This window comes from Chitinophaga qingshengii (assembly GCF_014529935.1).
Taxonomy (GTDB): Bacteria; Bacteroidota; Bacteroidia; order Chitinophagales; family Chitinophagaceae; genus Chitinophaga; species Chitinophaga qingshengii.
In genome coordinates this window covers 51117-66826 of record NZ_JACVFC010000004.1, presented here as the reverse complement: position 1 = coordinate 66826, position 15710 = coordinate 51117, and the positions used below count along the sequence as shown (strand labels likewise).

8 protein-coding genes are annotated in these 15710 nt (G+C 48.9%); 2 read left to right on the top strand and 6 right to left on the bottom strand.

Going from position 1 to position 15710, the window contains the following annotated elements; translation table 11 throughout:
* Positions 1 to 69 precede the first annotated feature (69 nt).
* From ICL07_RS24600 to ICL07_RS24580, 5 genes are all read right to left on the bottom strand, one after another.
* Positions 70 to 3072 (bottom strand): glycoside hydrolase domain-containing protein, encoded by a 3003-nt coding sequence (locus tag ICL07_RS24600; RefSeq protein WP_223152097.1) that lies wholly within the window; start codon positions 3070 to 3072, stop codon positions 70 to 72.
* Positions 3073 to 3197: 125 nt separating this feature from the next.
* Entirely contained in the window at positions 3198 to 4679 is a 1482-nt protein-coding gene (locus ICL07_RS24595; protein ID WP_188090728.1) for a RagB/SusD family nutrient uptake outer membrane protein, read from the bottom strand.
* Positions 4680 to 4702: 23 nt separating this feature from the next.
* Complete coding sequence (locus tag ICL07_RS24590) at positions 4703 to 7870, bottom strand: TonB-dependent receptor (protein WP_223152096.1); 3168 nt, start codon at positions 7868 to 7870, stop codon at positions 4703 to 4705.
* A 248-nt stretch (positions 7871 to 8118) separates the two neighbouring features.
* Positions 8119 to 9219 (bottom strand): FecR family protein, encoded by a 1101-nt coding sequence (locus ICL07_RS24585; RefSeq protein WP_188090727.1) that lies wholly within the window; start codon positions 9217 to 9219, stop codon positions 8119 to 8121.
* A 72-nt stretch (positions 9220 to 9291) separates the two neighbouring features.
* Positions 9292 to 9852, bottom strand: a complete 561-nt coding sequence (locus ICL07_RS24580) for an RNA polymerase sigma-70 factor (protein WP_188090726.1) — start codon at positions 9850 to 9852, stop codon at positions 9292 to 9294.
* Positions 9853 to 10208: 356 nt separating this feature from the next.
* Here ICL07_RS24580 and ICL07_RS24575 point away from each other — a divergent pair, with 356 nt between their 5' ends.
* On the top strand, positions 10209 to 13406 hold the full coding sequence (locus tag ICL07_RS24575; RefSeq protein ID WP_188090725.1) for a SusC/RagA family TonB-linked outer membrane protein: 3198 nt from the start codon (positions 10209 to 10211) through the stop codon (positions 13404 to 13406).
* A gap of 32 nt (positions 13407 to 13438) precedes the next feature.
* Complete coding sequence (locus tag ICL07_RS24570; protein ID WP_188090724.1) at positions 13439 to 14896, top strand: SusD/RagB family nutrient-binding outer membrane lipoprotein; 1458 nt, start codon at positions 13439 to 13441, stop codon at positions 14894 to 14896.
* Positions 14897 to 14957: 61 nt separating this feature from the next.
* Here the strand turns inward: ICL07_RS24570 and fabG are convergent, their stop codons facing one another.
* Complete coding sequence (gene fabG / locus ICL07_RS24565; RefSeq protein WP_188090723.1) at positions 14958 to 15707, bottom strand: 3-oxoacyl-[acyl-carrier-protein] reductase; 750 nt, start codon at positions 15705 to 15707, stop codon at positions 14958 to 14960.
* Between the last annotated feature and the right edge of the window lie 3 nt (positions 15708 to 15710).

The window sequence follows — 15710 nt, the reverse complement described above, 5'->3', positions numbered from 1 at the left end:
ACCTTATATAACATAATCTCCGCTGCATTTTTAAATTCCTAAATCCGTAAATCAAAAAATTCCTAAATCTTACCGAATAATAAGTATCCAGCCTTTATTCTTCGCTACCGGTATTTTCGCGTCTTTCGCAAACGTACGGCCTTCCTGGAAATTACGTACAGCCGGCGCCGTGATCACCGCCTTCGCAGGATCTATACCCAGGGCCTTCCAGTCAATATTCAGTTGTACCATAGTATCCGCCGGAGCCCAGCTGGCCAGCGATACCAGTACCGCGCCATTCTTTTTATAAATAGTGGCCGGCACCTGCGCATTACCGGTTTTCACCGGATTGTTCTCTACCCAGTAACCAATCATTTTAGTTCCCTGCATACCGAAATCGTCCCATACTTTCCAGATAGGCCGCGGGTCGGCATTATCAGACCAGGGCATGCGGTTGGTCATACCGTATACCATCCCTCTCCATGGATTGCCGCCATCCTGCAACATTTCACCCATTAATCCGAAAGGAATGCCACTCACTTCTGTAAGGAAAAAGTCGGGGTTATTGTTTTCGTAATCAAAGTATTCACCGAACCAAAGCCTGTTCAGATAAGGGAAATGCTCCATGTACAGCATGCCGCTGTTGATGAAACCATCTGATTTATTGTATTGATTGGCGGAATGCAGATCAATGATACCAGGGTGGCCATCCTGCGTCAGCACTCTTTTGATACGTTTCATGGTCACCCGGTCAAAAGCCACATCATCGAGATAAATACCGTCCACACCTACATTTTGTACCAGCCAGTTCATGCCTTCCACATAATAGTTATGCCAGCGGTTCATACCACTGTTGATGATGGCTGCATCTTTAAACTCCGGTACAAACCAGGCAGCGATATAATCACTGTCGATATGTTCCTGTAACCAGGAGAAGCCGCCGCCTTTACCCGGACTGTACACTTCATGGCCCAAACTCCGCAGGGGGAAGGTTTCCCAGGCATGATTGGACAACTCCCGAACGGTATTATAGATCTTCACTTTCAGTCCTTTCCGGTGCGCCTCATCAATATAGTCCTTCATCTTTTTCCATTCTATAAACGGATAATTGATCCAGGGATTGATATCATTACCATGGTGGATATTCACCACTGAAGCGCCGGTAGCCTTAATGCTGTCCAGATTGTTGTACTTATGATAAAAACGGGTGCTCCACTGAAAGTCGGTGTTGATAGGATGAAACGGCGTAATGATCAGGTGGAAGTTGAAATACAGCGTATCTCCCTTATGCATGGTCCGTTCACCGCTGTAACCATTGACCAGGATCGCTTTTCCCTTTTCTCCGATGGTGATACCACCTTTCTCGCCATTGCCCCAGGAAGTGGGCAGCAGCAAAGGCTTCTGCAGGTAAAAGTTGGTATTGAGCGGGCGTACATAACGTTCATCCCGCAGGGTGAACTGCAGGCCGGCGTTTACATCGCCCAGCCAGGCGCCGTCCTGGTTTTTATGTTGTACATCCCATTTCCAGTCGATTTTTTCCGGACGGATCCCTCCTTTCTGATTGAGGCCCATCATGTATTTGGCGGCGTTTTTCTCAAAAGGCAGGTGCAGGGTAATATCCTTCAGCGCGATGTCTTCGAGGGCGGTCACTTTTACGGTATAGTCCATAAAGCCGTCGAACTCCAGCGATGCCAGTACGTCCATTTGCAGAGCGGTAGTGGTATTGGTGGCTTTCCAGGTAACTTTGCCGGCTTCCTGACTGGTGATTTGCCAGCCGTTGTTTTTCCATTTCAGGTCCTTTCCATCGGCGGCAGCGATGAAATGGAAGTGTACCGGTTCCGTAAAAATATTTTTAGCCTGGTCAGACAGCGCCGTCATCTCCGGGGTGAAGAATGTCTGTATCTGCGCAGGGAAGCCATCTTTATGAATGCCCACCTTGCGGCCCAACAGGCTGATAACGCTGTCTTTCACCACCAGTGGCGTGTAGGGCGCGATCACGGAGTTATCCTGCGCCATGGTGGAATTCAGCCATTTCAGGCGGGTTTGTTTCCAGGGTTCGTTGAAGCCGCTGTTGATAGCTGTTTTAGCCGTTACGGTCAGCGTTAGTCTGACTGGCATCGCCGGCATTCCTTCCGGTTGAACGGTGGCAATGCCTTTGTACACGCCCGGCGCAGCGTTGGCCGGCACGTCAATACCACACCACAGCGCCTGTATGGCGCCTTCGGGCACATTCACGGTAGCGGTAAAAGGCTGTGCATCGTAGGTGGTACCATGGGTATTGATACAATGCAGCTGTGTTGCCGGGATACTTTTACCATCGGTTGTTTTAAGGTCACCAAAGTTGACCTGTACATTTTTCAGTGCATGAAGCGCATAGATGCCCAGCTGAAAGGCATAGTACTCGCCTTTATCTGCCTGGCCGGTAAAAGCTTGGGAAGGTCCTTGCTGTATCCAGCGCTGAGGCAGATCGTGCTGCATCCGGATGGGAAAGGCACGGTCTTCCGGGAATAAGAGGTAACCGGCGCCGGGATGTTTCAACAGCAGCTGTTTCGTTTCCGCGGCGGTGGCAATCACTTCCATCGGATAAAAAGTGTTGAAGGTATCGATTGCTTCCAGCTCCCGCACGGTAGCATTAGGTTTTGGCGGAACTGCTAAGTTACCTGCCGGCGCCGGTTTAAGGTATATGCCTTTGGGATAGTTGGCCCTTCCCTCGTTTTTATATGGCAGATAATAGATGTAATAGGTTCCTTTACCGGACACCGCATCGAACACAATGTCTCCCTGTTCGCGGTTGATGGACAAAGGCAATACGTTGCTGACAGGCTTTTGGGTCTGTCCATCCTGCACGATGATACGTTTTGTTTCCGGGTGCTGGTCGCGGCGGCGCCAGGGAATAACTACGCGGGCAGGTCCGGCTGCACCGCTGAAAGTCACTACAGCCCGGTGATTACCGAGCGAATCGGCATCCCAGTTGTTATTGCCGGCAGTATACTTTACCTGCTGGGCATTGGCCGCGCCCAGGAAAACGAAGGTAAAACCTGCCAGTATGAGTGTGTTCCGCACCAGGCGGTGGTGGTATTTAAATTGATCCATTCAATGATTATTTAACTTTTTTCATGTGGTCACTGTGGGGCTGAATTTACGCAGGATGGCGGTTTTTTTCCGGGATATTTATATAAATGGGAAAGCCCCGCTGAGCGGGGCTTTCCGGCGATGGATTATTGTATGGGATTCTGTATCAAGTTCGGGTCCAGCAAAATTTCCGATTCCGGGATGAAATGTACCACCCTCGCATCGGTGTATTTGATGGTCTGCGGGTGACTGGGCTGCACGCCGGGATAATCGCGGAACACGTTCCGGTTATTGCGGAAGAGGTCAAAAGCACGATGTGTTTCAAAGGCCAGTTCCAGGCGGCGTTCGTCCAGCACAACATCCAGTACGGAGGCATACCCCTGCATGTTACCGGCAGAGAAGAGGAAGTTACCCAAACCCGCACGGGTACGGATAACGTTCACATCTGCCAATGCTGCCTGATCGTTACCCATTTTCGCGTTGGCTTCCGCCCGGATAAGATACATTTCCGCTAACCGCAGCACCACCGGGGAACTCAGCGTCGGCACGTTATCCTGGTTGGAGTACTTCAGGATATACCATTTAGGTACCCCATTACGCTCCGCTATTATTTTGTTTCCGTTGGCATCCAGCGAATCCTGGCCAGCCTTGTTTTTCAGGTATACTACCTGCAGAAAGGCACGGCGTATATCTTCAGGATGTTTGTCAATCAGATCCCGATAGGATTTAGAGGCATACATCTCTCCATATCCCATCCCTCCGGGCGACATATAATACATAGAGCCAATGGAGGCCCAGGTACGGTCGTCCTGTAAGGTGTGATGGATAGCGAAGATAGTTTCATCGTTGTTTTCGTTGCTCTTGGTGAAATAACGGGGCAACTCAGCACTGGCTACCAGTTTATATTTCCCTTTAGTGATCACAGAATCAGCATAGATAGCGGCCGAGTCGTTACGTCCCATGTAAAGATATGTTCTCGCCAGCAGCGCCATGGCAGCGCTTTTGGTAGCATAGCTACTGGTATTATCATTGTTCATCAGCGCTTTCGCACGGGTAAGGTCCGCCACTATCTGTGCATATACTTCTTTAACGGTATTACGTTTAGGCATGGCTGTTATATCATACTTCGTAATAACCGGAACGCCTAAATTTGTTTCGGGACTTTGACTGTAAGGCCGGCCAAAAGTTCTCACCAAAGAGAAATGTACGAATGCACGGATAAACAGGTTTTCGCCGATCAGTTCATTTACCGCATCGGACTTGCCTTCCGGCATCACTTCCAGCAGTCTGTTACAACCGGTAACCGCTTTATAGCCCATCCTCCACAACTGGCCTGTGTTGGCCTGGTTGGTAAGATGCCCATAGGTGTAAGAGTAAAACAACGCGTCTGTGGTAGCGCCGCTCAATGCTACATCATCGCTGGGGAACTCACCCATCTGAAAATAGTTACGGGTAAAATCAGCATTTTTCAGCAAAGCATAGTTGCCCGCAGTAGCGGCAGGCCATTTGGTTTCATCTTTCAATACACCATCGTCGGGGATAGCGCTGTATGGTTCTTTATCGAGCGAACAGGAAGCGGTAAAAGCCACCAGTGAAAGCCCTGCAATATATTTGGTTATCTGCTTCATGATAATATCTTTTTTGCACCCTGTTAAAAATTGATTTCAAGTCCGGCAAACCACTTGGTACTGAAGGGATATTTGGTCCCGTTGATACCGCGGTCATCTACTTCAGGGTCAATACCGGAGAATTTGGTAAGGGTCCACAGGTTGTCACCGCCCACGGATACACGCACATTGTTCACCTTTACCCGGTCCAGCCATTGTTTAGGCAATGCATAGCTCAGATTCACATTTCTCAGGCGCAGATAGCTGCCGTTTTCCAGGAAACGGGAAGATGGTTTATGTGCGTTCTTGTTACCGCCGATTTTGTATTTAGGGTGAGTGGCGTTGTCGTTGGGGTTCTGCCAGCGGCTCCAGCCTTTATCGAGCTGCATCTGGTTGTAGGTGTAATAGGCGCCGTCGTTATCCATCAACTCACGGGTACTGTTATACACGTCATTACCGGATACAAAGGCCAGGAAGGCCGACAGCTGGAAGTTTTTATAAGACCATACGTTGCGCATACCACCAAAGAACTTCGGTGTAGCAGAGCCTACAATCTGAAGAGAAGCATCGTTATAGTTGTTGGTGGTAGTGACGGTTACTTTACCATTAGCGTCGGTAGTCAGTTTCTCCCACAACGGATCACCATTGGCAGGATCTACGCCTACCCATTTACGCATATAGAAACTACGCATATCCTGACCTTTCTGCAGAATGAAGCTGCTGCTCAGCGGATCGATGATGTAGTTTTTCCCGGCATACAGATCACGCACCGTGTTTTTATTGAAGCCGATGTTAAAATCGGTGCTCCATTTAAACTCACCCACCAGGTTATCCGTGCTTAGGTTGATTTCAATCCCTTTGTTACGCACACCGCCTACGTTCTGTGAAATATAGCTATAACCGGCAGTTCCAGGCAACGGCACATTAAACAGCAGGTCTTTGTTGTCTTTTTGATACAGGTCTACACTCAGGTTGATGCGGTTGAACAGGCCCAGGTCAAACCCAATATTGGTATTGTAGGCTTTCTCCCAGGAGAGATCAGGCACATTGTAAATACCGGGATAAGCGCCGGGAAAGCCATTATACTGGGTATTAATAGCATAGGCGCCGATAGCGGCGTAATCACCGATTTCCGCGTTTCCGGTAGTACCGTAGCTGGCCCTTATCTTCAGGTTGGTAATGGCTTTAACGGATTTGATGAAATTCTCTTCAGAGGCAGCCCAGGACACACCAAAAGCATAGAAGTTACCATACTGCTGGTTGGCGCCAAACTTGGAAGAGCCATCCCTTCTGAAGGAAGAGGTAAAGTAATATTTGTAGTTGTAGTTATAGTTCGCCTGGATGAAATAGGAATTAAACACCCGGTCCGTTTTGGAGCCTCCGATAGACATCGGGGAAGAAGTAGCGTCCAGCACATCTTTCCCGGCGAGAATACCCTTTCCTTTTGCATTGAGGTCACCCAGGTTTACCTGTTGGAATTCGGCCCCTGCCAGTCCATCGATGTTATGCACCTTGTTAACGGTATAACGGGCTTTCAGCAGGTTGGAGCTGATGTATACGGTAGTATCCTGGTAATAGTTGTACAGGTTACCGCGATCATCCGCACCGGCAGCAGTTCTCACGTCGCCATTGCTTTCGTTGCGGTCGTGATAATACTGTGCCCGGTTGGTGGTACTGAAGGTCAACCATTTGGTAATGTCGTATTCCAGTTTCAGCAACCCTTCCAGCGATTGTCTTTTGTGTCTGTTGTAGTTGTACTGCTGATCGTAAAGGAAGTTGGTCATATCCCGGCCATTCCAAACCGGGGCGGTGAGGGGGTTGACCGGTTTGCCATCGGCGTCGTAGGGTATGTCCCAGGGCTGATTGGTATAATACTGGTATAATGAACCGGCGGAGTTGTCCCGGTCCTGTTGTTGCACCGCCGCGAAGTTGGCGCTTACCCGGAGTTTTTCTGTGATGTTATGGTCCAGGTTAAGACGGGCGCTGAAACGTTCTACACCGGTGCCTTTCAGGATACCGTCTTCTTTATAGTAGTTACCCCCCAGGTAGAACTTTGTTTTTTCGTTACCTCCGCTGGCTGACAGCTCGTAGTTTTGGTTGGCTGCGTTCTGGAAAGCCAGTTTCTGCCAGTTGGTATTGATGTTTCTCAGGGCAGGATTCAGTTGTCTGCCGGCAGCTGTTTGCAGGTCGTACAACTCAGTGCCATTCATCAAATGAAAATGCCCGGTGTTGAGTTGAGCCGACCCTACATTGGTGCGGAAATTCACCTGTGTTTTACCGGCTTTCCCGCGTTTGGTGGTGATCACCATCACGCCGTTGGCTGCGCGGGCGCCGTACAGGGTGGTGGCCGCAGCATCTTTGAGAACGGTCACCGTTTCAATATCGCTGGGGTTAGGCAGCCCGCCAATGATACCGTCTACCACCATCAGCGGAGCGTTGCCGGCGGTAAGGGTACTGTTACCCCTGATACGGATGGCGGGAGCGGCGGCAGGATCTCCGGAGCTATTACCTACAAACACCCCGCTCACTTTACCCTGCAACATTTTATCTACGCTGGTAGCCTGTACATCTTTCAGCTTGGCCCCGCCTACGGATTGTGCCGCACCCGTCAGGTTTTTAACGGTGGTGGTGGTATAGCCCATCACTACTACTTCTTCCAGCTTTTTGGTATCTGCATCCAGTTTAACGTTGATCTCTGTACGATTATTAACCGGTACTTTCTGCTGTACATACCCCATAAAGGAAAACACCAGGGTAGCACTACCGGAGGGTACCTGTACCGCATAATGACCACTGGCATCGGAGACTGCGCCGCCAGTGGCGCCTTCCACGGTAATGGTAACACCCGGCAATGGTTCATGCGTGCCGGCATCAGTTACCCGACCGGTAATTTTCATTTGCTGTTGATTCGCTGGTGTGATCACTACCAGGTTGTTTTCCAGTACCCGGTAAGTAACGTTGGCACTGGAGAACAGCTGACCGAGAATGTCATTGAGCTTTTTGTTTTTCACATCAATAGACACTGCCCTGTCCAGGTCAGCAAAATTTTCATTGTAAAAAAAGCGGTAATTGCTGTTGTTTTCAATCATTTTGAAAACCTCGCGAACGCTCTTGTTGGTTGCATGTAGTTCGCTAATTCGGTCCTGGGCGGAAATGGAGGCGGATACCTGTAAAATACTTCCGAAAATTAGCCAACCCGTCAGTCTCATCATAAGCAATAATTTTCGCCTGGGGCAAAGAAATGCCGCCAAGTTTAGAGTGGATTTCATAAACTTGTATAGATTTTAGTTAACGAAGAATTACGGCCGATAGCCCGTCGCAAAGGCTATTGACCAGAAAGTGATTGTCGTTGGATTGGGGTGAGTCGCATTACCCCAATTTTTTTTCAGTTGTTCCTACTGTTCATGCATTGGTTTTTACAGGTGAATAATTGTTGTTCTGTTGAAGGCCTGCCTGACGGTCATTTACCGTTTCGCAATGCGTTGGCATATTTTTCTTTCAATACTTTATCCACGCTGATGGTAACCGTCCCCTCCTCTATCTTATAGTCCAACGGGGCCGTCAGTTTAAGGATGTTGAGCACCTGCTCCAGTGTTTCCTGGCGGAAAGTCCCGCTGAAACGGTAGTTTTTCAATTCATCTTCCTTAAAAACGACTTGTACATTAAACCGGCGTTCCATCGTTATGGCCAGTTCCGCCAGTGTTTGACCGGCAACGATCCAGTTACCGTCTTTCCAGGCGGTGTATATATCGGTATTGTTCACTTCTTTTGTTTCTACCGGAGCCGGGTTGCCGGCTACTTCGCTGTTATTGTTCCCTTGTTTGCCGGCTGATGATGGAGCTGTGCTCTGTTTGTACACCACATGCTGATGTGGTTTCATCATCATTTTAAATGGCTGCGCGGTGCTGCTGCCGTCAATCCTTACCGAGCCGTCCACCAGGGTGGTTACTACCCCCTTATCTTCCGGATAGGCCTTCACGTTAAAGGAAGTGCCCAGCGCCAGTATTTTCAAGTCGGAAGCATTGACTGTAAAAGGTTTTCGCGGATTGGTATGCACTTTAAAAAAGGCTTCCCCTTCCAGTTTCACTTCCCGGCCGGCGGTATTAAAGGAGGAAGCATATTCCAGCTTACTGCCGGCATTCAGCCATACCTCTGTTCCGTCGGACAGCTCTATTTTGGTAGTAGCCCCTTTCGGGCTGGTCACCGTTACCAGGCCCTGCTTGCCTTCCCCTTTCTTCAGGGATAACCAGGAAAACACCACACCGCCTCCCAATACAAACGGTAAGGTATAAGAGGCGGCCATTTTCAGTACCTGTTTCCATCTTTTCACAGATACCGGCGCATTGATCTGCCGCAATTCCTCCCAGGCCGCTTCGGTATCATAGTTCCCGGCAGTGGCGGTAACCATCCAGGCATCCCGCAGCTGTATAAAATACGCCCGGTTTTCCGGGCTGGCGTCCACCCATTTTTCCAGCTCCTGCTGGTCTTCCGGTGAGATATTACCGGACATAAATCGCGCGATCAGATCATCCATCTGCCCAGGTGAATAGTTAGGCTGCATAGTTTTAAACAAGTAGTGAGACAATTCTTACACCACAACAGGGTGACAAACAGGAAAAAAATTTTTCAGTATTTATTTCAGTAATGGCAGCAGTTCGTCCCGCAGGCGTTGTAAAGCCCGGGTCATCTGTGTTTTTACTGTATTGATGGAAATGCCCAGGTGACGGGATATCTCGGGATAACTCAGCTGCTCGAAGCGACTTAGCCGGAATACGTCCTGGCATTGCGGGGGCAGTTTCCGGATAGCATTCTCAGCTATATATTCCAGTTCAGCATTCTCCAACCGCTCTGCCGGTGTAGGCGCCGCAGGCATATTCATTAAGGTAATACGGGATTCCAGCTGTTGCAGCAGCTCATGACCATAACGCGCCCTGATACGGTCCTGTTTGATGTAATTGAGGCAGTTATTTTGTACTGCCCTATATAGATAGGCTTTTACAGAAACCTGGATATCCAGGTCATCATAACGTTCCCATATTTTCAGGAAAGTGTCCTGTACAATTTCTTCCGCCAGCTCATGACGGTTTACAAAATCGAAAGCAAAAGCACAAAGCGCAGCATAATATGTTTTGAAGAGTCCTTCAAAAGCCGGCAGCTGGCGTTTATGCTGATCGATATGTAAACTCTCTTCCAAAGTATTCAAATCCTGACACGCAATGATATGGCGATAGTGCTACAGGTGCGGTCACTTAATTGTTCACTTTCATTGCCCACCCCCGCAAACAAATATATGCTACGGTCATGAAAAGATACGACAAGTATGGGGCTAATTGACAAATTCCGGGAAAGAACACAGAGATGTGTGGAAAAATCAACATTCCATTGTTTTGTTCAGCCTGTAATCGTCATCAGAATTTCATCATTTCGGAGGTTAAATTTATATGAATATGATCTTCAACAACTTAATAGTTTTGTAAACATTTATTAATGTCCTCATAACACCAATGCTATTGTTTTGCGGTTTAAAATTTTTTTTAAACCAGTCAAAGCATGAAGAAAAAATTTACAAAGTATCTGAAGCGACCACTGGGCCTGGCCACTGTACTGTTGCTTTCCGGACATCTGTATGCTCAACAACCTATCCATTTTAAAGGACGTGTGGAATCCTTCGACAAAGGAGAGCCCATTCCCGGCGCGGCTATCATGGCCGGTGGAAAACTCGTTGGCATTACAGATGTAAATGGCGCCTTCGATATTAAAGACCTTACACCCGGCGTTGAATTATATATCTCTATGATGGGATATGAAAAAAAACAACTGGTGTTTGATGGCGCCTCCCTCAACCTGCAGGTTCGGCTGAAAACGGCCACCGGCAAGCTCAACGAGGTGGTTATTACCGCCCTCAACATCAAAAGACCGGAGAAGTCACTGGGGTATGCACAACAAACGCTCAACGAAGAATCCATGACAGATGCGCGTCCCAACAACTGGTCAGACGCGCTCCGTGGAAAAGTTGCCGGCTTAAATATTGCCTCCCTCGGTGGTCCGCTCAACTCACAGGAAATAAGGCTGCGCGGCACCAACTCCCTCACCACCAACGGGAATGCAGCGTTAGTAGTGGTAGACGGCGTACCCGTTAACGGTAGTCTCACTACTTCAGGCGCCTCCAATGGTTACATGGGTGGCGATGCCTCCATTGACGTACCGGTGGATTTTGGTAACGGTATCGCCGATATCAACCCCGATGATATTGCCAGCGTGACGATCCTGAAAGGCCCGGGTGCTACTGCGTTATATGGTAGCCGCGCTGCCAACGGCGCCGTGCTGATCACCACCAAATCCGGCGCTAAAGCCAAAAGAGGTCTCGGCGTTTCTTTCAACTCCAACACCAGCTTTGATGTTATCACCCGCTGGCCCGACTGGCAATACGAATACGGTCAGGGCGATGGTAAAACCAACTATAACGCCAACGGCGAACTGTTCTACTCTTACGGCGCCTCCGCAGACGGCCGCAGTACCAGTGGCAGCAGCAGCGCCTTCGGCCCCAAATTCGACGGACAGTATTACTTTCAGTACGACCCCAATAAAATGGGCGCCGGTGCTGAAAGAACATTGTGGCAGCCTTACAAAGACAACCGCAAATCTTTCTGGCAAACAGGACGTACCACCACCAATTCCCTGTCTGTCGAAAACTCCGGCCAGGACGGTTCTGTACGCGCTTCCGTGACGCATTCTTCCAACAAATGGATCATGCCCACCACCGGCTTTGAACGTATAACCGCCGCCGTTAACGCAGCCTATAAAGTATCCGACCGCATCCGCGTGTCGTCTGCGATCAACTATACCAATAAATCCAGCGACAACCTGCCAGGCTTGGGGTATAACAACCACTCCATCGCCTACTTTATGATTTTCCAAAATCCCAACGTAGACCTCGACTGGTACCGGGCTAAATGGAAACCAGGACAGGAAGGGATTTCCATGATACGTCCTTACAGCTCCTTTATCGATAACCCGTTCGTGATCGCGGAAGATATTACCAATGGCCTGCGTAGCAACGCCATCACCGGTAACCTGAAAGCAGATATCCAACTGGCTACCAAACTCACCCTGATGCTGCGCGGTGGTATCAATACCAACCACCAGGCCAGGGACCAGCGCCGCCCATATGATACCAACCGCTTCGGACAAGGATTCTACAACAAACAAAACATGTACACACAGGAAATCAATACCGACTTCCTCTTGTCGTACAAAAATGCCTGGATGAATGATCAGTTCACCCTGACCGCCTCCGCCGGTGGCAACACGATGAGCAACCGCTACGACCGTACAGACAATACACTGATCGGACTGGTAGTACCGGGTGTTTATAAGATGACCAACGGCGTCAGCAATCCACTGGTAGCCACTTATGACTCCAGGAAAAGGGTAAACAGTTTGTATGGCTTTGTGAACCTGGGTTACAAAGAGAAGATCTTCCTCGATCTGACAGGCAGAAACGACTGGTCCAGCACCCTGCCGGAAGCTAACTGGTCTTTCTTCTATCCATCTGCCAACCTGAGTATGATCATCAGTGAAATGGTGAAAATGCCAAAGGCCATCAGCTACCTGAAATATCGCCTGTCACTTGCGCAGGTAGGTAATGATACCGATCCGGGAAGAACGGCCAAATACTATAACCGCAGCCCTTTCCCCAGCTCGGCAGAAGCGCCTTCGGAACTGTATAACCTGGAATTCAAACCCGAGATATCCACGAGCCTGGAAACCGGTATAGAGGTTGCTTTTCTGAAAAACCGCCTGAAACTGGATGCATCCGTATACCGTACCCGTACCAAAAACCAGATCTTATCCGTTCCGCTGGAACGCTCTACCGGCTTCAGTTCTGCACTGCTGAACTCCGGAGAAGTACGTAACCAGGGCCTCGAGCTGATCTTAAATGCCACACCGGTCACCAATAAAAACTTCACCTGGAACACTGTTATCACCTGGGCGGCTACACGCAGTAAAGTGCTGAGCCTCGATCCACGCTTAGGTGGTAAACTCACGATCATGGGTTCTTCCAGCGCCACGCTGACAGCGGTAGAAGGAGAAACCGCTTCCGCCTTATACGGTCTGAAGTTCCAGCGTACACCTGATGGACAGATCATTTATGTAAACGGTATCCCCAGCGTAACACAGGTAACCGAATATGTAGGCGATACCAACCCCGAATGGAGAGCCGGCTGGACCAACAGTCTTACCTATAAAGGTTTCAGATTAAGCACTACGATCGACGGACAACTGGGCGGTATCCTGTACTCCCACTCTCATCACAAAATGACCGAACAGGGTAAACTGAGACATACCTTAAAAGGCAGGGAAGAAGGCTGGATCGTAGGGGAAGGCGTTATGCAAAATGCAGATGGCAGCTATAGCCCTAATACGGTAAAAGTAAGGCCGGCTGACTATTATGCACAATACTACCGCCTTAACAATACAGAGGCTAACTCCTTTGACGCTTCATTCATGAAACTGCGGGAGGTATCCTTAGAATACACGTTCCCGAAAGCATGGTTTGGCCGCACCAAAATACAGAACCTGAGTCTCGCCATCTATGGCCGTAATCTCGCTACCCTGTCTGATTTCCCCATCTATGATCCGGAAGTGGCTACACAGGCTGGCGGAACAGGTATCCTCACCGGTGTGGAAGTAGGCCAGCTGCCGACACCATCTACTTTTGGCTTTAACCTGAAAGTAAAATTATAATCGATCATTCTGTTACTGAAATAAGCATCAACATGATATTGCCGAACTTAAGCAACCGTATAAAAATCATCTCTGCCGCTGTACTGGCCACGGCATTACTGGGCAGTTGCACCAGGGACTTTGTGGAGATCAATAAAGATCCCAACCGCCTGGAATCTGTTACTCCCGGCACTTTGCTCAATCCTACCATCTACAACGCCGCGTCCTATGGCATGAGCCGCAGCCGGTCCTTTACTTTTGAACTGATGCAGGTAGCCGGCGCTTACCCAAGTGAATCTGTAGAAGACCAAGCCTATCTGTATGATTTCCGCGAAGATATCGGCAACGGAATCTGGGATACCTATTATAAGTGCCTCGCCAATACAAGGGAAATGGAATTGTCCGCCATCAAACTGGGCAACAACAACTACCTGGCGATATCCCTGACACTGAAAGCCTTGTTCTATTCCATCCTGACTGATTGTTTCGGTGATATTCCCATGAGCACCGCCCTGAACGGCGAACAGGGTAACTTCTTCCCGGCATTCGACAAACAGGAGCAGGTATACACTACTATCCTGGCTGACCTGGAAAAGGCCAATACATTGTATGGCACTGGTCTGAATACCATGTACGCGGCAGATATCCTCTTCAACAACGACCTGACCAAATGGAGGAAGTTCACCAACTCACTCCGTCTTCGTTTGTTGCTGCGCACGCTGAAAAAGATGCCGGGTAATGCAGCCATCATGGCCGGCATGTTGCAGGATGCGACCAAATATCCCATCTTCCAGAGCAATGCCGATGCCGCAGTGCTCTCCATCACAGGCGTTACACCTAATATTTCCCCCTGGAGCAGGCCGCAAGACTATAGTACCGGCCGGGTGTTTTTCGACTTTTTTACCAGCAACCTGAATAACTTCAAAGATCCCCGTGCAGCCTTGTTTGCGGGTCAGGCAAAAGATAAAAACAACAAAAACATTGGGATCAAAGGCCTGCCGGTAACCTTTATAGAATCTCCTGCCAGCGTTGATTTCAGTCCTTCAGGATTATTACAGCGACTGGTTATTGCACCGATGATTGCACCTATACTCAGTTATGCAGAAGTAGAACTGATACAGGCAGAGCTGGCACAGCGAAACATTATCGCTGCTACCACCGCAGAAGAGCACTATAAAAAAGGGGTGGAAGCTGCCATTACGATGTGGGGCGGTGTGATGCCAACGACTTACTTCAACCTGGAGAGCACCAAATATGACGGCACGCTGGAGCGCATCATGCTACAGAAATACTATGCGCTTTTCTTCACGGATTATCAGCAGTGGTTTGAACAACGTCGTACAGGCTTCCCCGTATTACCAACGACCACATTTATGTATAACGACCGGAAGATGCCCAGCAGGCTATATTATCCTACCACGCTGAAGGTGTATAACACTGATAACTATTTGAAAGTAGTGGAGCAGATGGGTGGTGATAAGATTAATGTCAAAGTGTGGTGGGAACAATAATTTTCTCCATAAAAAAACGCGGGTGATGATCACCCGCGTTTTTTTTATCAAAAGAAAAAAATTACATGCATAAGCCACCGCAGGCGCTGATAGTTTGACCAGTAACGTAGCTGCTCATATCAGAAGCCAGGAAGAGGCATACATTGGCAATATCTTCCGGCGTACCGAAGCGGGCCAGCGGAATTTGCTGGATATAGCCGCTTGCCTGTTCACCTTCTTTCAGGTAGCTGGTCATATCTGTTTCAATAAAGCCTGGTGCTACGGCGTTGCAACGGATGTTGCGGCTACCCAGTTCCTGTGCAATAGATTTGCTGAAACCGATGATACCGGCTTTAGAGGCAGCGTAGCTGCTTTGACCCGCGTTACCCATGATACCGATAACAGAGCTCATGTTGATGATGCTGCCGGATTTGGCTTTCATCATCGGGCGGATCACCTGTTTGGTCATGTTGTATACGCTTTTCAGGTTGATGTTCATCACATCATCCCATTGGTCGGGGCTCATACGCAACAGGAGGTTATCTTTGGAGATACCGGCGTTATTCACGCAGATATCAATTTTTCCGAATTCTTTCAGCACTTCCGTTACCAACACTTCTGTCTCTTCGTAAACACCGGCGTTTGATTTATATGCTTTCGCCTGTACACCCAGCGCCCGGAGTTTTTCTTCCAGGATTCTCGCTTTTTCGTCAGAACTTACATAGGTAAAAGCCACGTTAGCTCCCTGTTCTGCAAATTTTACAGCAATCGCTTCTCCAATACCACGGCTGGCGCCAGTTACAATCGCTACTTTGTTCTCCAGTAATTTCATGTT

Coding starts and splice junctions, on each gene's coding strand:
- ICL07_RS24600 (WP_223152097.1), bottom strand. CDS start 3,072: ATGGATCAATTTAAATACCACCACCGCCTGGTGCGGAACACACTCATA.
- fabG (WP_188090723.1), bottom strand. CDS start 15,707: ATGAAATTACTGGAGAACAAAGTAGCGATTGTAACTGGCGCCAGCCGT.
- ICL07_RS24570 (WP_188090724.1), top strand. CDS start 13,439: ATGATATTGCCGAACTTAAGCAACCGTATAAAAATCATCTCTGCCGCT.
- ICL07_RS24590 (WP_223152096.1), bottom strand. CDS start 7,870: ATGATGAGACTGACGGGTTGGCTAATTTTCGGAAGTATTTTACAGGTA.
- ICL07_RS24575 (WP_188090725.1), top strand. CDS start 10,209: ATGAAGAAAAAATTTACAAAGTATCTGAAGCGACCACTGGGCCTGGCC.
- ICL07_RS24595 (WP_188090728.1), bottom strand. CDS start 4,679: ATGAAGCAGATAACCAAATATATTGCAGGGCTTTCACTGGTGGCTTTT.
- ICL07_RS24585 (WP_188090727.1), bottom strand. CDS start 9,219: ATGCAGCCTAACTATTCACCTGGGCAGATGGATGATCTGATCGCGCGA.